The sequence below is a fragment of the Methylophaga sp. OBS1 genome (assembly GCF_026319365.1).
In genome coordinates this window covers 95,484-113,086 of sequence record NZ_JAPDMS010000005.1, presented here as the reverse complement: position 1 = coordinate 113,086, position 17,603 = coordinate 95,484, and the positions used below count along the sequence as shown (strand labels likewise).

17 protein-coding genes are annotated in these 17,603 nt (G+C 51.9%); 11 read left to right on the top strand and 6 right to left on the bottom strand.

Annotation, left to right across the window (positions count from 1 at the left end):
• The first annotated feature begins 14 nt into the window (after positions 1–14).
• The 4 genes from OMQ46_RS14110 to OMQ46_RS14095 all read left to right on the top strand — a co-directional run bounded on the left by OMQ46_RS14110 (position 15) and on the right by OMQ46_RS14095 (position 2,354).
• A complete protein-coding gene (locus tag OMQ46_RS14110; RefSeq protein WP_266237882.1) occupies positions 15–812 on the top strand; it encodes an undecaprenyl-diphosphate phosphatase in 798 nt (265 codons plus the stop codon).
• An 85-nt stretch (positions 813–897) separates the two neighbouring features.
• On the top strand, positions 898–1,326 hold the full coding sequence (gene rplM / locus OMQ46_RS14105; RefSeq protein ID WP_266237881.1) for a 50S ribosomal protein L13: 429 nt from the start codon (positions 898–900) through the stop codon (positions 1,324–1,326).
• Between the two features lie 12 nt (positions 1,327–1,338).
• Complete coding sequence (gene rpsI, locus OMQ46_RS14100) at positions 1,339–1,728, top strand: 30S ribosomal protein S9 (RefSeq protein WP_266237879.1); 390 nt, start codon at positions 1,339–1,341, stop codon at positions 1,726–1,728.
• A 134-nt stretch (positions 1,729–1,862) separates the two neighbouring features.
• Complete coding sequence (locus OMQ46_RS14095) at positions 1,863–2,354, top strand: acyloxyacyl hydrolase (protein ID WP_266237877.1); 492 nt, start codon at positions 1,863–1,865, stop codon at positions 2,352–2,354.
• On the opposite strand, the gene lpxL is transcribed toward OMQ46_RS14095, so the two are convergent.
• Positions 2,355–3,290: an LpxL/LpxP family Kdo(2)-lipid IV(A) lauroyl/palmitoleoyl acyltransferase gene (gene lpxL, locus OMQ46_RS14090; RefSeq protein WP_266237874.1), complete on the bottom strand. Its 936-nt coding sequence runs from the start codon at positions 3,288–3,290 to the stop codon at positions 2,355–2,357.
• A gap of 55 nt (positions 3,291–3,345) precedes the next feature.
• Between lpxL and waaA the strand changes: the two genes are divergently transcribed.
• On the top strand, positions 3,346–4,611 hold the full coding sequence (gene waaA, locus OMQ46_RS14085) for a lipid IV(A) 3-deoxy-D-manno-octulosonic acid transferase (RefSeq protein ID WP_266237871.1): 1,266 nt from the start codon (positions 3,346–3,348) through the stop codon (positions 4,609–4,611).
• On the top strand, positions 4,604–5,053 hold the full coding sequence (gene tadA, locus OMQ46_RS14080) for a tRNA adenosine(34) deaminase TadA (RefSeq protein ID WP_266237868.1): 450 nt from the start codon (positions 4,604–4,606) through the stop codon (positions 5,051–5,053). Before waaA ends, tadA begins: the two co-directional genes overlap by 8 nt.
• Here tadA and yegQ read toward each other — a convergent pair.
• Positions 5,050–6,396, bottom strand: coding sequence for a tRNA 5-hydroxyuridine modification protein YegQ (gene yegQ / locus OMQ46_RS14075; RefSeq protein ID WP_266237866.1), 1,347 nt, complete (start codon positions 6,394–6,396; stop codon positions 5,050–5,052). The two genes, tadA and yegQ, sit on opposite strands and share 4 nt — an antisense overlap.
• A 155-nt stretch (positions 6,397–6,551) precedes the next feature.
• Between yegQ and mltF the strand changes: the two genes are divergently transcribed.
• A complete protein-coding gene (gene mltF / locus OMQ46_RS14070) occupies positions 6,552–7,946 on the top strand; it encodes a membrane-bound lytic murein transglycosylase MltF (protein ID WP_266237864.1) in 1,395 nt (464 codons plus the stop codon).
• A gap of 49 nt (positions 7,947–7,995) precedes the next feature.
• On the opposite strand, the gene OMQ46_RS14065 is transcribed toward mltF, so the two are convergent.
• The 4 genes from OMQ46_RS14065 to OMQ46_RS14050 form a co-directional block, all read right to left on the bottom strand.
• Positions 7,996–8,625 carry a thiol:disulfide interchange protein DsbA/DsbL gene (locus tag OMQ46_RS14065; protein ID WP_266237862.1) on the bottom strand — a complete coding sequence of 210 codons (630 nt, stop codon included), beginning with the start codon at positions 8,623–8,625 and terminating at the stop codon, positions 7,996–7,998.
• A 17-nt stretch (positions 8,626–8,642) separates the two neighbouring features.
• Positions 8,643–9,797, bottom strand: coding sequence for a c-type cytochrome biogenesis protein CcsB (ccsB, locus tag OMQ46_RS14060; protein WP_266237860.1), 1,155 nt, complete (start codon positions 9,795–9,797; stop codon positions 8,643–8,645).
• A gap of 42 nt (positions 9,798–9,839) precedes the next feature.
• Positions 9,840–11,849 carry a cytochrome c biogenesis protein ResB gene (locus tag OMQ46_RS14055; protein ID WP_266237859.1) on the bottom strand — a complete coding sequence of 670 codons (2,010 nt, stop codon included), beginning with the start codon at positions 11,847–11,849 and terminating at the stop codon, positions 9,840–9,842.
• Positions 11,850–11,928: 79 nt separating this feature from the next.
• Positions 11,929–12,540 carry a c-type cytochrome gene (locus OMQ46_RS14050; RefSeq protein WP_266237857.1) on the bottom strand — a complete coding sequence of 204 codons (612 nt, stop codon included), beginning with the start codon at positions 12,538–12,540 and terminating at the stop codon, positions 11,929–11,931.
• Positions 12,541–12,628: 88 nt separating this feature from the next.
• On the opposite strand from OMQ46_RS14050, the gene yihA reads away from it, so the two are divergent.
• The 4 genes from yihA to OMQ46_RS14030 are packed head-to-tail and all read left to right on the top strand — an operon-like array spanning position 12,629 to position 17,545.
• Positions 12,629–13,246: a ribosome biogenesis GTP-binding protein YihA/YsxC gene (gene yihA / locus OMQ46_RS14045; RefSeq protein ID WP_266237855.1), complete on the top strand. Its 618-nt coding sequence runs from the start codon at positions 12,629–12,631 to the stop codon at positions 13,244–13,246.
• Positions 13,247–13,252: 6 nt separating this feature from the next.
• Positions 13,253–14,512 carry a sulfite dehydrogenase gene (gene soxC, locus OMQ46_RS14040; RefSeq protein WP_266237853.1) on the top strand — a complete coding sequence of 420 codons (1,260 nt, stop codon included), beginning with the start codon at positions 13,253–13,255 and terminating at the stop codon, positions 14,510–14,512.
• Complete coding sequence (locus tag OMQ46_RS14035) at positions 14,481–15,020, top strand: c-type cytochrome (RefSeq protein ID WP_266237850.1); 540 nt, start codon at positions 14,481–14,483, stop codon at positions 15,018–15,020. The genes soxC and OMQ46_RS14035 overlap by 32 nt, the downstream gene beginning before the upstream one ends.
• Before the next feature lie 23 nt (positions 15,021–15,043).
• Positions 15,044–17,545: a glycogen/starch/alpha-glucan phosphorylase gene (locus OMQ46_RS14030; RefSeq protein WP_266237849.1), complete on the top strand. Its 2,502-nt coding sequence runs from the start codon at positions 15,044–15,046 to the stop codon at positions 17,543–17,545.
• Positions 17,546–17,603: the final 58 nt, after the last annotated feature.

Below are 17,603 nucleotides of genomic sequence, written 5' to 3'. Positions count from 1 at the left end.
TCGGGAAATATTAAATGGCCTTTTATCAGATCGCCCTACTCGCCCTGCTGCAGGGACTGACAGAATTTCTGCCGATTTCCAGCTCGGCTCATCTTATTCTGTTACCGGTCATCGCTAACTGGCAGGATCAGGGCCTCGCGTTTGATGTCGCCGTCCATGTCGGTACATTAACGGCGGTCGTGATCTACTTCCGCCACGATATCAGAACTATTCTCGTGGACTGGGTTGCCTCACTGAAACAGAGAAAAACCGTCGGTGACAGCCGCCTGGCCTGGGCCGTTTGGTTCGGCACCATACCGGTAGGACTTGCCGGTCTGCTGTTTGCAGATATCATTGCAAGCAGCTTGCGCAGCCCGCTGGTGATTGCCACCACCACCATTGTTTTTGGCCTGTTACTGGGCTGGGCTGACTGGCGCGGTAAAAGGCAGCGTAGCGAGCATCAGCTCACCTGGTCAGATATTCTGTTTATCGGCATCGCCCAGGCCATTGCCCTGATTCCCGGTACCTCACGCTCCGGTATTACCATCACTGCAGGTCTGATGCTGGGACTCACCCGCCAGGCGGCAGCTCGCTTCTCTTTTCTGTTGTCGATTCCGGTGATTATTCTGGCTGGTGGACTTGAAGTCACAGAACTCGTACAATCCTCGCTTCCTGTCGACTGGACAGCCCTGATTTCAGGGGCCGTATTTTCGGCTGTCAGCGCCTACCTCTGCATTTTCCTGTTTCTGAAGATGCTCGACCGAATCGGTATGTGGCCATTCGTCATTTACCGCTTGATACTGGGCGCTTTTCTACTCTGGCTGTTTCTGTAAAAGCTGTTGACAGTCAGACTATGAGTGCGTAATATTCTCCCTCTTTATTTGGACCGCTTGCGTAATTATCAGGAGCAACTCGCGGATGAAAACCATTAGTGCAAAACCAGCAGAAGTTCGTCGTGACTGGTTCGTTATCGATGCTGACGGCAAAACCTTAGGCCGTATGGCAACTGAGATCGCGCGTCGTCTGCGTGGTAAACATAAAGCGATTTACACGCCTCACGTTGATACTGGTGATTACATCGTTGTCATCAACGCTGAAAAACTGCGTGTAACCGGTAATAAAATGAAAGATAAGATTTATCACCACCACACTGGTCACATCGGTGGTATCAAATCTATCTCTCTGGAAAAACAACTGGACAAAGCTCCGGAGCGCGTTATCCAGACTGCTGTTAAAGGCATGCTGCCTAAGAACCCTCTGGGTCGGGCCATGTTCAGCAAGCTGAAAGTTTACGCTGGCACCGAACATCCTCACACAGCACAACAGCCTAAAGCGCTGGAAATCTAATCGGATATCAACATGGCAGATTCATACTACGCAACAGGTCGTCGTAAAAGCTCTACCGCTCGTGTATTCCTGAAACCAGGCAGCGGTAACATTTCGATCAACACTCGCTCACTGGAAGACTATTTCGGTCGTGAAACTTCACGCATGGTCGTCCGTCAGCCTCTGGAACTGGTCGACATGATGGATAAGTTTGACCTCAACATCACTGTTCGCGGTGGTGGTAACAACGGTCAGGCCGGTGCCATCCGTCACGGTATCAGCCGTGCCTTGGTTGAATACGACAATGAGTTGAAAGCTGAACTGCGTAAAGCCGGCTACATCACTCGTGATGCCCGTGCCGTTGAACGTAAGAAAATCGGCTTGCATAAAGCTCGTAAACGTCCACAATTCTCAAAACGTTAATTGTCCGGACACGTCTGTACAGACAAGAAAGGCCATCCCTCGGGATGGCCTTTTTTTTGTGCGGTTATTGTCACATTGTTTTGACTCATGCTATAAAAATCCTGAACGCACAGATAGATAGCAGGGACGACACAATGAAAAAAATACTGATTACCGGGCTGCTGGCCCTAAGCCTGCCCGCTTTGGCGATCGCAGAGGAACAGTCTGCTGTGGCATTTACTGCCGGCGGTTACGATGCCTTTGACAGCGAAGACAATGCAACGGAATTAGGGGTGGAATACCGCTTCGCCCCGGCCGCTGACTTTTATAATCTCATTCCCACCATCGGCGCATCAGTCACCTCGGACGGCGCCTATTGGGCCTATGCCGGTGTACGCTATGACTGGTCTTTGTCAGCTAACTGGGTGTTGACACCGCACTTTGCCGTGGCGGCCTATGAAAACGGCGGAGGTGTCGATCTGGGCTATGGTCTCGAATTTCGTACCGGCCTGGATCTCGCTTATCAAATGACTGACAGGAGCAGGCTGTCTCTGGGCTATTACCATATGTCCAATGCCGATCTGGGCGATTACAATCCGGGCGCTGACTCGATTATTGTCAGTTACAGCTATACGCTGGGTGAGTAATTAAAGCTTCTTGTAAAGCAGGCCCTTGCCTTCCGGCTGAGTTTTAAAGCGGCGGTGAACCCACAGATATTGCTCCGGTGAGCGGCGAATTTCCTGCTCGAGCCAGTCGTTAATACGCTGCGCGTCGAGCAGATCATCACCGGTCGGATAGTCCTCCCAGGGCTTACCGATACTGATGGTATAGCTGCCGTCTTTTTCACGGCGCGGCACAAAAGGCACGATTCTGGCGCCGGTCATTTTGACCATTCTGGCTGTCGCTACAATCGTCGCCGCCTGTACACCGAAGAATTTGGCAAACACGGCTGTGCGTTTGCCAAAGTCCTGGTCCGGGGCATACCAGACCACTTTGTTTTTCTTGAGAGCCCGCAGCATTGAGCGTGGATCATCACGCAGGACGATACCCTCGCTATGAAAAGTTCTTGAACGCATCATCACGGCATTAAACAGCGGATTCTTAAGCTGCCGAAACATCACATAAGCCGGCGTTTTCAGCATGATCAGCCGGCCCCCCAACTCCATACTGGTGAAATGACCGGTGAGCAGAATCACGCCCTTGCCTTCAGCCTTGGCCTGTTCCAGATGTTCCAGCCCCTCATAGCGGACCCGTTTCAACAGACGCTTATCACTGGCCCACCAGCTCATCGCCGTCTCAATCATCATCATGCCCATCGTGGTCAGGCTGCGCTTGACCAGTCGTTCCTGTTCCGACGGGCTGAGTTCAGGGAAGCTTAATTCAATATTACGACGGGCGATTTTGGCCCGTGCCCCCATAAAAGGACGCATCAACAGTCCGAGGCTCTGACCGATTATGACCTGTAATCGCCCCGGCAGATAGACAGAAAGACGCATCAGGGTCAGCCCCAGCCAACTTGACCAGTAGCGCGGGTGAAGGAACTGTTTCTGGAAAATTTTCATCAAGGCGTGTTCAGTACTCAAGGTTGCGCCTATGCTATCATTCCTGCTCGATTTCCGCTTATCCAATGAGTCTGAATTGAGATTTTTATACAGCTTTGTTTTCATCCTGGCGCTGCCCCTGATTATGCTCCGCCTGATTTGGCGCGGCAGTCGTGCTTCTGCGTATTTCAAACGCTGGGATGAACGTTTCGGTATCAAACCTGCCCCCTCAGCCGAGAAACCGTTGCTCTGGGTTCATGCAGTCTCTGTCGGGGAAGTTGAGGCAGCCAGACCCCTGGTCGAGGCGCTACAGACTCAGTACCCATCACATCAGATTCTGATTACCACCATGACCCCGACCGGCAGTGCTCGGGTCACCAGTCTCTACGGCGATAGGGTTCTGCATTGTTACCTTCCTTATGACCTGCCTTTCGCGGTCCGGCGTTTTCTGAAATCGGCGCGACCGGAACTGGGCATCATTATGGAAACCGAGCTCTGGCCTAATCTGATTCATTATGCTGACGCGCTGGAGATCCCCATGGTGCTCGCTAATGCCCGGCTCTCAGCCCGATCCGCTGCTGGCTATCAAAAAATTGCCAAGCTCAGCCAGCGCATGTTGCAGCAGTTCACACTGATCGCGGCACAATCTCAGGATGATCGGCAGCGTTTTGTCGCGCTGGGAGCTGATAAAGAAAGTGTCCATGCCGTCGGTAATCTTAAGTTTGAAATCACCCTGCCCGCCAGTCTGACAGAAGAAGCTGAAGCGCTGCGCAGTATCTGGGGTAACCGACCGGTATTTATCGCCGCCAGCACCCACGAAGGTGAGGACGAGATTATTCTCAACGCGTCACGTAAAATCCGTGCCGAGTTTCCGGATTTGCTGCTGATCCTGGTACCACGTCATCCGGAGCGTTTTGACAAAGTCGCGGCATTAAGTCAGCGCAGTGGTTTCAAGATTCTGCGACGTAGCGATAACGGGATGTGCAGCCGTGATATTCAGGTGCTGGTCATCGATACCATGGGCGAACTGCCGTTATTTTACGGCACGGCTGATATCGCATTTGTCGGTGGCAGTCTGGTACCCAGGGGCGGTCATAATCTGCTGGAACCGGCCGCACTGGGACGTGCGGTGATCATCGGCCCGCATTACTTCAATTTCAGTGAAATCAGTCGTCAATTTCTGGAGGCTGGAGCCGCAGTACAGATTGATAGCAGCGAGAGCCTGGCAGATACGGTAACGGATTTACTCAGAAACCCGCAGAAGCGCGCTGATATGGGTCAGGCGGGGCAGAACCTGATTAAGCATAGTCAGGGTGCCAGCAAACGCCTGCTGAACCTGATCAAACGGAATATTGATGTCTGACGACAGTCGCTGGATGCAACGGGCGCTGGAGCTGGCACGGCATGCGGAAGCCGAGGGTGAAGTCCCGGTTGGCGCAGTGGTTGTGTTGAATGATGAAATCATCGGTGAGGGCTGGAATCATCCGATTACAGCGCATGATGCCACTGCGCACGCCGAGATTATTGCGCTGCGTCAGGCCTGCCTGTCTCAGAATAATTACCGCCTTCCCGGTGCCGATCTCTATGTCACACTGGAACCCTGTGTGATGTGCGCCGGCGCGCTGGTGCATGCCCGCATTAACCGCCTGGTTTATGCCACCAGCGAACCTAAAACCGGCGCCGCCGGCAGTTGTGTCGATGTGTTTTCACTACCTAATCTCAACCACCGCGTGCAATGCGAGTCCGGGCTTATGGCTGAACAAAGCAGCGAGATGCTGCGTGCTTTCTTCCGTGCCCGCCGTTAAAGATATTTAGCGACTATCGCCCTTTCCGGCGCCAGCCCCTGATAAGGGATGTAAACCTGATGGCCACTGCCGGGCGCGACCTCAACAGATTCTAATTGCTGATTCCACAGTTGCTCCAGCACGAACTCCCGATTGCCTGAGGGCGTAATCAACTCCAGCCGGTCACCGGCAGCAAAACGGTTTTTAACATCCACTTTCAACAATTGCCTGTCCTGATCAATCCCTGACACCTCGCCGACATACTGCTGACGCTCGCTGCTGGAATAACCATGCAGATAATTCTGCTGTTCCTGCGTCGGATGCCGTTGATAGAAACCATCGGTATAGCCACGATTAGCAAGATTATCCAGCTTGCCAATCAGCGTGGGGTCGAAGGCTTTACCAGCCCTCGCATCATCAATGGCCTGACGGTAAATCTGCGCGGTACGGGCAACATAATAGACCGACTTGGTACGCCCCTCGATCTTGAGCGAGTCGACGCCGATCTTCACCAGCCGGTCTATATGCTGCACCGCACGAAGATCTTTCGAGTTCATGATATAAGTGCCGTGTTCATCCTCGAAGATCGGCATCATTTCACCGGGACGATTTTTTTCCTCTATCAGATATACCTGATCAGCCAGTGGATGCCGTTCCTGACCACCGCAGTCTGACAAACCACTCTGGTTCATCGCATCAAAAGCCTGAAAATCGATTTTCTGCGGATCATCATCATTGCCATCACTGCTGTGTGTTTTATATTCCCAGCGGCAGGCATTGGTACAAGTCCCCTGATTCGGATCACGGTGGTTAAAGTAGCCGGACAGTAAACAGCGACCTGAATAAGCGATACAAAGCGCACCGTGCACAAACACTTCCAGTTCCATTTCCGGGCATTGCTGACGAATTTCCTCAATCTCATCCAGCGACAGCTCTCTGGACAAAATCACCCGGCTCAGCCCCAGCGACTGCCAGAACTTCACTGCCTGATAATTCACCGTATTGGCCTGCACCGATAAATGCACCGGTATCTCCGGCCATCGTTCCCGGACCATCATGATCAGACCGGGGTCAGCCATGATCAGTGCATCCGGGCCCATCTCAATCACCGGTTCCATATCCGCCATATAAGTCTTGAGCTTGGCGTTATGTGGCATCAGGTTACTGGCAACAAAAAATTTCTTGCCTCGCTGATGCGCCTCCTCAATCCCCTGCGCCAGTACCGGCAATTTGTGAAAGTCATTATTTCTGACACGCAAACTGTAGCGCGGCTGTCCGGCATAGACGGCATCGGCACCGAAAGCATAGGCATAACGCATATGTTCGAGGCTGCCGGCAGGAAGCAATAATTCGGGCGCATTCATCAGGCTTATATCCACATAAAAAAAGCGTGAATTATAATCGATTTATGATTTTTGCCAATAAAAACAGTGATATTTGCCTCTGGCAAAAACTGTCTCAGGTGCAATAAGGTCGATAACAAGGGATAATTACCCTGTTTGTGTTAAGAGGATGTTGCTTGAAACGCCTAATCATTTTCCTGCTGGCTGTTTGCATGACTGCAGCCTGTAGCGAAGCCCAACCACACCTTCAGCAAATTCAGGATCGCGGAGAGTTGCGTGTTCTGAGCCGTTATAGTCTGACCAGCTATTATGTCAAAGGTGACACGCTGGCAGGGTTTGAGTACGAACTGGCACAGCGCTTTGCCGAACGACTGGGAGTCGACCTGAAAGTCATCGTGCCCGACAATCTCGGCAATGTGCTCAGTCTGATTGAACAGGGCAAGGCCGACATCGCTGCAGCAGGCCTCACCGTGACGGAGCAACGCAAAAACCGCATTCGTTTCGGACCGGTCTACCATGAAGTGACTCAACAACTGGTGTACAAACATGGCACAGGGAAACCAAAGGACATCACCGACATTACTGATGGTCAACTGGAAGTCGTCGCCAAAAGCAGCCATGTTGAGCAATTAGCGTCTCTGCAGGAAGAAATTCCGGAACTGGACTGGCGGGAAAATGAAGAGCTGGATAACAGTGGTCTGCTGGAACTGGTTCAGCTGGAGCTTATCGATTACACCGTGGTCGATTCCAATGAAATGTCAGCCAATCAAGGACTGCTCCCTGAGTTACGTGTCGCCTTTGATATCTCAGAGCCACAACCACTGGGTTGGGCAATGCCATTGTCAGACGACGACTCTCTTTACCTGGAAGTGCTCGCCTTTTTTCACGATATGGAAGCTTCCGGTGAGCTGGACAAGCTGATCGAGAAATATTATGGCCATATTCGACGCTTTGACTATGTCGACACCCGCGCTGTTCATCGACGGATTCAGACCCATCTGCCACGCTACAAAGATATGTTCCAGCAAGCTGGCGAACAATTCGGTTTTGACTGGCACCTGCTGGCAGCCATGTCCTATCAGGAATCACACTGGAACCCGGAAGCTGTATCCAGCACCGGGGTGAAAGGGCTGATGATGCTGACCCGTGCCACCGCCAAAGAAATGGATGTCACTGACCGTGAGGACCCGGAACAGAGTATTTTCGCCGGCGCCGGCTACCTGGCTTCGATCTATGAGCGCCTGCCTGACGGCATTCAGCCTGCTGACCGCATCTGGTTTGCACTGGCCGCCTACAATATTGGTATGGGTCATCTGGAAGATGCGAGAGTATTGACGGAAATTCAGGGTAAAGATCCCAATCTTTGGACAGACGTCCGGGAACACCTGCCCTTGCTGTCGAAGCAGAAATGGTTTTCCCAAACCCGCTATGGTTATGCACGTGGTAGTGAACCGGTTCGTTATGTACAGAATATCCGCCGCTATCTGGATATTCTGCTACATCATGACGATGCTGCGGTGCCTGTTATTGAAGCGCCCCCGGTGGAAGAGCCTTTACCAGCCGCATTATAAAAAAAGCCCGGACAAGCCGGGCTTTTTTCGTGGCATCAGCGGCATGTCACTAACGTGATTGCTCAATCAACATATCCACCACTTCGAATAGCTGTTCACTGCCACCAGCACTGCTGGCATTGGTCCGGTATTCCCCCTCAACGATAAAGGCCGGCACACCGGTGATACCAGAATTGCGGCTCATAATCAGTGCATTTTTCACTTTGCCTTTGACGCTGAAGGAATTCATTGTTTTAGCAAAAGCTTCACGATCAATCCCCTGCTCTTCAACAAAATCCAGCAGTTGGTCTTCGGTACTCAAACGGCGTTTTTCCACATGGATGGCATTAAAAAGTTTGGGATGCAGCATCTCCAGATCACCAGAGGCTTCAGCCGCGTAATAGACACGGGCCAGTTCCAGCCAGCTGTCACGGAAGATCGCTGGGACTTTCACAAACTTCACATCATCGGAAAGTGTTTTTTTCCATTCTTCAATTTCCGGCTCCAATGCAAAACAATGGGGACAGGTGTAGGAAAACATTTCCACTACCACAATTTTCTCAGCATCGGTGGTCGTCATTTTTTCAGCCGTAGGGAAATAATGTGTGCCCTCGACGTAAGACAGCGGCACTGCCCAGACAGACAGCGATACCAGGCCAGCAAGTAGGCCTGCGGCCAGCATTGAGAAAAATTTAGTCATCTTCATATCCTTTCGTTTTAGAGCGTACCGTAAGAGTGCAACCCGGATAAAAACATATTGACACCGAGGAAGGCAAAAAGAGTCACAAACAGGCCTACAATGGCCCACCAGGCCATTGGCCCTCCATGCCAGCCCTTAGTCATGCGCATATGCAGCCAGGCAGCGTAGTTGAGCCAGACAATCAACGCCCAGGTTTCTTTCGGATCCCATGACCAGTAGCCTCCCCAGGCTTCTGCGGCCCACAGCGCACCGAGAATGGTTGCCAGAGTGAAAAAGGCAAAACCCAGCGCGATGGTTTTGTACATCAGGTCATCCATCAAAGCCAGCGACGGCATCTTCTGTACCCAACGGCTGACTGAGGCTTTACCAGTCTGTCTGTTAACCAGTAAGTAGGCCACCGCTATCATGGCGGCCATGGCAAAAGCACCATAGCCAACAAAATTGGCCGGCACATGAATTTTCATCCAATAACTCTGCAATGCCGGTACCAGCGGTTCGATTTGATGGGCTTGACGGTCGAAGGTATACCAGAGCTGGAAAACAACGGCGGCACTGATTACCAATAACACAAACCCGCCCAGGCTACGTGTCTGGTAGCGGCGTTCATAGAACAGGTAAAGCAATGCAGTCACAACGGCAAACAGGATGAACACTTCATAGAGGTTACTGACCGGAATATGACCGATATCGGCACCCAGCAGGTACGATTCGCGCCAACGCACCATCAAACCAATCATACCCATAGTGGTCGCCGCCCAGGTCAGGAAGCTGGCCACTTTTTCAGTAAACTCAGAGTGAAAGATCAGCCCGCCAAAATAAGTTGCGGTCGCCATGACGAACAGTGCGCTCATCCACATAAAGGCTGACTGACTGGCAAGTACATAATTAAGCCAGAAACTCGTGTCAGCGCGAGCCAGGTCATCACCATAAATCGACACAGCAATCAGACTCAGCACTGCAACCGTTAAGGTATGCCAGCGATATCCAGGCCAGTACTGACCCAGCCAGGCCATAGAGATCCCGGTGAGGATGATAATACTCACTTCATAGCCATCAAGGATTTCGCCATAGAAGGCAATCAGACCAACAGCCGACAGCGCCATCAATAATCGCCATATCCAGGCGGCCAGGTTGGTTTTTCCAGAATCAACAGTAGAAAGTTGTGTGCTCATATCCGTCTCGTAATGCGCTGTCGCATGTAGAACCTAAGAACATCAGTCAACAGCAGAGTTCCGCTGCAGCGACTGCAATTGCGTGTAAATTTGTTCGAAATAATCATCAAATTCGCGTGGGTTGCGATTGGTCATACCGGCCAGGTCAATTCGAGTCTGTTCCCCATCACGGCTCAGCCACGCCCAAAAGCGTCTTTGCGGCAAATAGAACAACAGAAACACCCCGGCGATCAGAAAAGCACAGCCCAGATAGACCACGTTTTTACCCGGCGATCGGGCAATCTGCAGACCGGTAGATTCGATGTGATTGAATGCTGTCAGCGATAAATAAACCGGCGAACCATAGCGTGGCAGCGTGCCCACGGCATCAATGGCATCCTGCAAAAACAGCAATTGTGCTTCAGATACGGTGTCTTCCGCCCCCAATTCGAGACTGTTGAAGTAAATCCGCCCCAACATTTCCCGAAGCATTGCAAGATAGGCTGGCGCCAGTGTTTCCCGCTCAACTTCAGGCAGGCTCTCCTCAATGAAGTCACGTACTTCATCAAAACCACCTCGCACGAACATCGCCATCAGGGTTTCCAGAGTACGTTTCAGACTGTCACCCAGCACGTTGTCCTGTTCACTTTGCAGACTGACCAGCGTTTCATCCTTCATTTCCGCGGCTACCGCAGAGACCTGTTCGTCATTATGCAAAGCATGTAGAAATCGAATGAACCCCTCGACACTGCCATCCTCATCAGCCGGTAGATACAGGTAGGCGAACTCTTCGGAAGGACTATTGCGTACCCCGCTCAACAAGAATTCACGCCCATTGCGCTCAACCGGGTACATATAGTTTTCAAATTCCATTGCTTCACCGGTCTCGCGGCGCAATTTGAACTGGATGCTGGGGCCGAAGTTACGGACGTTTCGGGGGTTGTCTTCGGTGGGATCAGGATTGATATTGAACGGCCGGAAGCCGGTCACTTCCAGTTGTAATTCCCTGTTTCCCCAGAGCATCTGTTGCGTTTCAAAAACCCGGGTTTCCAATTCAGTGGGTTCCGGCTGGCCGGCAAACAACGGCCAGGCATTGATAGTCAGTTCAGAGCCGCCATCACCAAAGCTGGCCTGATAAATAGCATAGCCTTTGTGAATCAGAGGGTGATTAACCGCAATCGTCTGCTCCAGTGGCTGTTCCAGATCCGGATCGTAGATCACCAGATCTGACTCGAATGATTTAGGCTGACCAGTCGGATAATGTTCAATTCTGAACTCCTTTACCTCAATGGTAAAAGGCAGATTCTGCACCAGATAGCCGTCTCGCATCGGCAGATAGACCACACTCGCGGCACGCCCCTCTGGAATACTCACACTGCCACGGAAAGCCTGTGGCCCAACCGCAAGACGACTTTCTTTGGGGATCTGACTCAGCGGCAGGTTACGGGTTTCAATGTCCAATCGGCCCTGCCACTCAGCAATCTTGAGCGGCAGATTACTGTCCAGCAGACCGCCGACACAAATCACGATGATGGCGACGTGGGTCAGGATATAGCCAAGTCGGTTCATGCCACCACGCATTGCCGACACCAGACGATCATCACCTTTTTCAGTGATGCGGGTTCGAAAACCCAGTGCGGCGAGTCTGTCACTGATTAAGTTGGCGTTGTCTTCAATCTCACCTGATTTCTGCCAATGAGCGTGATGATGCATGCTGCGCAGGGATTTGTGCTGGACATGAGTCCTAAGATTGAACATATCCCTGAACATCGATGGGGTATGACGAACTACACATACGGTGGTGGATATCACCAGCAGCGCCAGAATTGCCAGAAACCACAATGCACTGTAGACATCATAGAGACCGAGCGCTTCAAACACTTCAAACCAGTATGGGCCGAACTTGATGACGTAGTCCGGATAAGGCTGATTTTGTTGTAAGACTGTGCCGATAACCGACGCGATCGCCAGTGTGATCAGCATGGTAATGGCGAATTCCATACTGCCCAGGAAATGAAATATTCGCCAGGCAAAGGAACGCTGCGGCAGTTTCGAGTCCTTGGATTGTGACATCGGGAGGCCCTTATTTCAGGTCATACCTGAATTGAGCCTGACTGCATGTGAAAAACATGCAGCCAGGGATTCTATTTGATTAGGGTTTAAGACCGAAAACGTATGCGGAGACAGCTTTGATTTCCGCTTCGGTCATTTTGCTGGCGATATCACGCATCATGCCGTTGGGGTCATTCGCACGCTCGCCTTTTGCAAAAGCATGCAACTGCGTTTCAACGTAAGCACCATATTGAGAAGCCAGTTTTGGCCAGTTGGCTGCGGGGACACCGCTGCCGTTCGGGCCATGACAGGCCATACAGGCCGGAACGCCGGATTCTTTATTACCGCCACGGTAAATTTGTTCACCGAGTTCCAGCATCTCTTCACTCACCGCACCGGGTGCCGTTTTCTGGCTGGCAAAGTAAGCAGCCAGGTCGGCCATGTCCTGCTCTGACAGATTAGCGGCCATTGGCATCATGATCGCGTTCTGACGTTCACCGCTTTTGTAATCCATTAGCTGCTTGATGATGTAACCTTCATGCTGACCTGCCAGTTTGGGAAAGTCTGGTGACAAACTATTGCCATCAGTACTATGACAAGCGGCACACACCGCGGCTTTTTCTTTACCCGCCGACACATTACCGGCAGCCCATACAAAAGGAGTCGTACTCATCGCCATGCCCAGCACAGCGGCCATCAACATTCTTTTCATCTTCTCTACCTGAAAACTAAGCGCTTGCATCATTAAAACTTTGGGTATGCTACTCTTGTTGAGATATTTTTTCACCCAGAATGGTTCCATGTCACAGCTATACCGAAACGCTTATTATAGCGGTAGCGCGACCAAACTGTCCCAGTTGCCCGGGGACAATGGTTACGAAGTCGCCTTCGCCGGACGTTCCAATGCCGGCAAATCCAGTGCTATCAATACAATTACCGGTATTCGTTCTTTGGCACGAACCAGTAAAACGCCGGGCCGTACCCAGATGATTAACTTCTTTCATCTGGATGAACAGCGCGCTTTGGTTGATCTTCCCGGCTATGGTTATGCCAAAGTCCCGGAAGCAATGAAGCAAAAATGGCAGGCCACACTGGCCCAATATCTAGAAACGCGCCAATCCCTGCGTGGCCTGATGCTGATGATGGATATCCGTCATCCATTAAGAGATTTTGACTTGCAAATGCTGACCTGGGCCAATCAGGCTTCGCTGCCGGTACATATCCTGCTCACCAAGTCAGACAAACTCAAACACGGCGCCGCCAAGGCAACGATGCTGGATGTGCAGAAAAAGCTACAACAGGAAGACCTGGAAGCCACTGTACAGCTATTCTCATCACTCAACAAAAGTGGCCGTGATGAGGCTGTAAGCAGACTCGATCACTGGTTTGAAGTCGACACGGTCATTGCTCAAGCGTAAGCGGTGATGAAAAAAGCGCCACTTGAAAGTCGTCGACAGTTTCTCCAATACACGGCTTTAAGTAGTGCTTTTGCCGGTTTCAGCCTGCCGGTTCTGGCCGCTCAGTCCAGTGTGGACTACCGTGACATCCTGCCTGAGTCGATGACAAAAGCCGGTGATAGCTTCAGCAACTACGGTCAGCCCTCACCCTACGAAAGCAAGATCATTCGCTGGATTTCTGCCAACCCGGATATGCCGGGCAATGGTGTGTCCTGGTCACCACTGCATGAATTGCAGGGCAGTATCACGCCTAATGGCCTTCATTTTGAGCGCCATCACAACGGTGTGCCTGACATTGACCCGGCGAGGCATACCCTGCTGATTGATGGCCTGGTGGAGCAACCACTGAGCTTCAGTATAGAGGCGCTCAAACGTTATCCGATGCAATCACGGATCTGCTTCATCGAATGCGGTGGTAACAGTAACAGCAGCTGGCGCAGCCGACCGATTGAGACTGCTGCGGGTTACGCTCATGGTCTGGTTTCCAACGCTGAGTGGACCGGTATACCGCTGAAATACCTGTTGCAGGAAGCCGGCATCCAGAGCAAAGCGAAATGGGTTATCGCTGAAGCCGCTGATGGCGCTTCACTCAATGTCAGTATTCCGCTGAAAAAACTGCTGGATGATGCCATCCTGGCGCTGTATCAGAACGGCGAGCGCTTAAGGCCGGAGAATGGTTATCCGCTGCGGCTGGTTTTGCCGGGCTGGGAAGGTATTACCAACATCAAATGGCTGCGGCAATTGCGGCTCACTGATGAACCGGCGATGACCCGTGATGAAACGGCCCAGTACACCGACTTGATGCCGGATGGCACAGCACGCCAGTTCAGTTTTGAAATGGAGGCCAAGTCGCTGATTACCTCTCCCTCACATGGCATGAAGCTGCCGGACAATCCCGGTATTTATCAATTGACCGGCCTCGCCTGGTCGGGCCGCGGCAAAATCACCCGGGTGGAAGTCTCCTCAGATGGTGGCGCCAGCTGGGTAGATGCCGAACTGCAACAACCGATATTGAGTAAGGCCTTCACCCGCTTCAGCCTGCCCTGGCAGTGGCAGGGCCAATATGCCATGTTGCAGAGTCGTGCCACTGATGAGACCGGCTATGTGCAACCCAGCCGTGAACAACTACTGGCGAACCGCGGCAGCCACGGCTTTTTTCACTTCAACGCGATCATCAGCTGGGAAGTCAGCGAAGATGGCTACCTCTATCATGTTTACCCGGATTAACCTGACGCTGACCTTATTGTTTGTGCTGCCAGTCCTGGCTGCGCAGCCACTCTATCAGCCGCTGGGACAAGCTGCGTCTGATCTCAGTGATAAGCCCGAATGGAATCTGACTATCAGCCCCGATGGTGAAGCTTTGCCACCGGGCTCCGGTAATGCGGCTCAAGGCAAGCAATTGTTTGAACAGCATTGTGTTGCCTGCCATGGTTTCGGTGCGATAGGCGGCAGTGCCATGCCACTGGTTGGAGAGCTTGGCTCGCTGAGCGGTGAATACCCCGAAAAAACCGTGAACAGTTACTGGCCTTATGCCACGACCCTGTTTGACTACATCCGCCGTGCAATGCCACCCTCTGCTCCATACAGTCTAAACAGTAATGAAATCTACGCACTTTGCGCTTATATTCTGAGTCAGGATGGTATAATTGAAGCTGATGTGGAACTCAACGCAGTCACATTACCCCAGGTAACGATGCCTAACCGGAACGGCTTTTCTGCCATCTACCCTCAATAATTGCTGAAATGAAGGATCTGTCTATGAGCCCTCGCTATGCGCTGACCGCTACGCCTGCTCCAGAGCTATACAACACCCCCAAACTGGGCATGAGCAGTGCTGACCTGGTCAACGATTTCAAACGTTATTACGGCACGCATCTGGCGCAGGACAAAGGCTGCGCCTCCGGTCACTATCTCTATTCGGCGCTGGCACTGACCCTGCGTGATCGTCTGTTTAATCGAATGAAGCATACCAAGCACACCTATGCACAGGCCCACTGTAAACAGGCTTATTACCTGTCGATGGAGTTTCTGATGGGCCGGGCGATGGGCAACGCAGCGCTGAACCTCGGTCTGGAAACAGAAACTGCCAAGGCGCTCAATGAACTGGGCATGAGCTTTGAAGAGCTGATTGAGATGGAACACGATGCCGGCCTTGGAAACGGCGGGCTGGGTCGTCTGGCAGCCTGTTTCATTGATAGCTGTGCCACTTTGCAACTGCCGGTGACCGGCTACGGCCTCCGCTACGAGTACGGCATGTTCCAGCAGAAAATCGTCAATGGCTACCAGGTAGAAAAACCGGATCATTGGCTGCGTGATGGTAACCCCTGGGAATTGGAGCGGCCTGAATTTACCCAGCGGGTCAAATTTGGTGGTCATACGGAGTTCCACCGAGAGCATGATGGGCAGTTACGCGCTTACTGGGTTGAAACCAATGATGTACTGGCTGTGCCGTATGATCTACCGGTGCCAGGCTACCAGAATGGCACCGTGAACAAACTGCGCCTGTGGAAAGCAGCCGCCACAGATGAATTTAACCTGGAAGACTTTAATGCCGGCTCTTATACCGATGCAGTGGCCGCTAAAAATGAAGCTGAAAATATCAGTATGGTGCTTTACCCCAATGATGCCAGTGAAAACGGTAAAGAACTGCGCCTGCGTCAACAGTATTTCCTGGCTTCCGCCAGTCTGCAGGATATTCTCGACTACTGGGTGACTACGCACAGCGAGAAGTTTGACGATTTCGCTGACAAAAACTGCTTCCAGTTGAATGATACTCACCCTACCGTAGCAGTTGCCGAACTGATGCGTCTGCTAATGGATGAGCACGGTCTCAACTGGGATGAGGCCTGGGATATCACGTCCCGCACCATGGCCTACACCAATCATACCCTGCTACCGGAAGCGCTGGAGCGCTGGCCGGTGAACATGTTTGGCCGCCTTTTGCCGCGGATTCTTGAGATTATTTATGAAATCAATGCCCGCTTCCTGCGTGAAGTCGCCAACCACTGGCCCGGCGACAAAGAACGCTTAGCCAGAATGTCGATTATTGAAGAAGGTCCTCAGCAACAGGTGCGCATGGCACACCTCGCCATCGTCGGCAGTTTCTCCATCAACGGTGTTGCGGCTTTGCATTCCGAGTTGCTCAAAAAAGGTCTGTTCCATGACTTCTATGAGCTCTGGCCACAGAAGTTCAACAACAAAACAAACGGCGTCACCCAGCGCCGCTGGCTGGCCTGGTGTAACCCTGATCTGAGCCAACTCATCAGCAACACCATTGGTGACAAATGGGTCACCGAGCTCAGCGAGCTGAAAAAACTGGAGCCTTATGCGCATGACAGCGCTTTCCAGCAAAAATGGCATGCGGCCAAACGCGCCAATAAAGAGCGTCTGGCGGCACTGGTAAAACAAAGCTGCAACGTCGACTTCAACCCTGACGCGATGTTTGATATTCAGGTCAAACGGATTCATGAATACAAACGCCAACTGCTGAATGTACTGCATGTCATTCATCTTTATGACCGCATAAAACGTGGCGACACTGAAGGCCTGACCAAGCGCTGCGTCCTGTTTGGCGGTAAAGCGGCGCCGGGTTATGTGATGGCCAAACAAATCGTCAAACTTATCAACAATGTTGCCAATATCGTCAATAACGATGAGGAAGTCGGTGACTGGTTGAAAGTGGTTTTCCTGCCCAATTACCAGGTCTCTGCCATGGAAGTCATTTGCCCGGCCGCCGATCTGTCTGAGCAGATTTCCACTGCCGGTAAGGAAGCCTCCGGCACCGGTAACATGAAGTTCATGATGAATGGTGCCATCACCATCGGCACGCTGGATGGCGCCAATATCGAGATCCGTGATGAAGCCGGTGAAGACAATTTCTTCCTGTTCGGCCTGACTGAATCCGAAGTGGAGGAGGTCAGAAGAGATTACAACCCCCGCTTTATTATCGATAATGATGCCGACCTGCGCCGCGTTGTCGACTTATTGGAGTCGGGTCATTTCAACCAGTTCGAGCCGGGCGGTTTCGATGAAGTCATTGCTGCTTTCACCAGTCCCCACGATCCATGGATGACTGTGGCTGATTTCCGCAGCTATGTCGACGCTCAGCAGCGTGCCTCAGAAGCCTATGAGGATAAACAGCGCTGGCTGGCAATGAGTATTATCAACAGTGCCAACAGCGGCAAATTCTCCACCGACAGAACGATGGAGGAATACAACGACGAGATCTGGCAACTGGAGAAAATCAATCCACAGTACTAAAACAGTTTCCGGACACAGTCCCGGCAATGCCCATCTTTTGATGCAGAACGTGGTCAAA

Excerpts from the sequence above, each read along its gene's own strand:
- OMQ46_RS14110 (WP_266237882.1), top strand. The coding sequence starts at position 15 with ATGGCCTTTTATCAGATCGCCCTACTCGCCCTGCTGCAGGGACTGACA.
- rplM (WP_266237881.1), top strand. The coding sequence starts at position 898 with ATGAAAACCATTAGTGCAAAACCAGCAGAAGTTCGTCGTGACTGGTTC.
- rpsI (WP_266237879.1), top strand. The coding sequence starts at position 1,339 with ATGGCAGATTCATACTACGCAACAGGTCGTCGTAAAAGCTCTACCGCT.
- OMQ46_RS14095 (WP_266237877.1), top strand. The coding sequence starts at position 1,863 with ATGAAAAAAATACTGATTACCGGGCTGCTGGCCCTAAGCCTGCCCGCT.
- tadA (WP_266237868.1), top strand. The coding sequence starts at position 4,604 with ATGTCTGACGACAGTCGCTGGATGCAACGGGCGCTGGAGCTGGCACGG.
- yegQ (WP_266237866.1), bottom strand. The coding sequence starts at position 6,396 with ATGAATGCGCCCGAATTATTGCTTCCTGCCGGCAGCCTCGAACATATG.
- OMQ46_RS14065 (WP_266237862.1), bottom strand. The coding sequence starts at position 8,625 with ATGACTAAATTTTTCTCAATGCTGGCCGCAGGCCTACTTGCTGGCCTG.
- ccsB (WP_266237860.1), bottom strand. The coding sequence starts at position 9,797 with ATGAGCACACAACTTTCTACTGTTGATTCTGGAAAAACCAACCTGGCC.
- OMQ46_RS14055 (WP_266237859.1), bottom strand. The coding sequence starts at position 11,849 with ATGTCACAATCCAAGGACTCGAAACTGCCGCAGCGTTCCTTTGCCTGG.
- OMQ46_RS14050 (WP_266237857.1), bottom strand. The coding sequence starts at position 12,540 with ATGAAAAGAATGTTGATGGCCGCTGTGCTGGGCATGGCGATGAGTACG.
- yihA (WP_266237855.1), top strand. The coding sequence starts at position 12,629 with ATGTCACAGCTATACCGAAACGCTTATTATAGCGGTAGCGCGACCAAA.
- soxC (WP_266237853.1), top strand. The coding sequence starts at position 13,253 with ATGAAAAAAGCGCCACTTGAAAGTCGTCGACAGTTTCTCCAATACACG.
- OMQ46_RS14035 (WP_266237850.1), top strand. The coding sequence starts at position 14,481 with ATGGCTACCTCTATCATGTTTACCCGGATTAACCTGACGCTGACCTTA.
- OMQ46_RS14030 (WP_266237849.1), top strand. The coding sequence starts at position 15,044 with ATGAGCCCTCGCTATGCGCTGACCGCTACGCCTGCTCCAGAGCTATAC.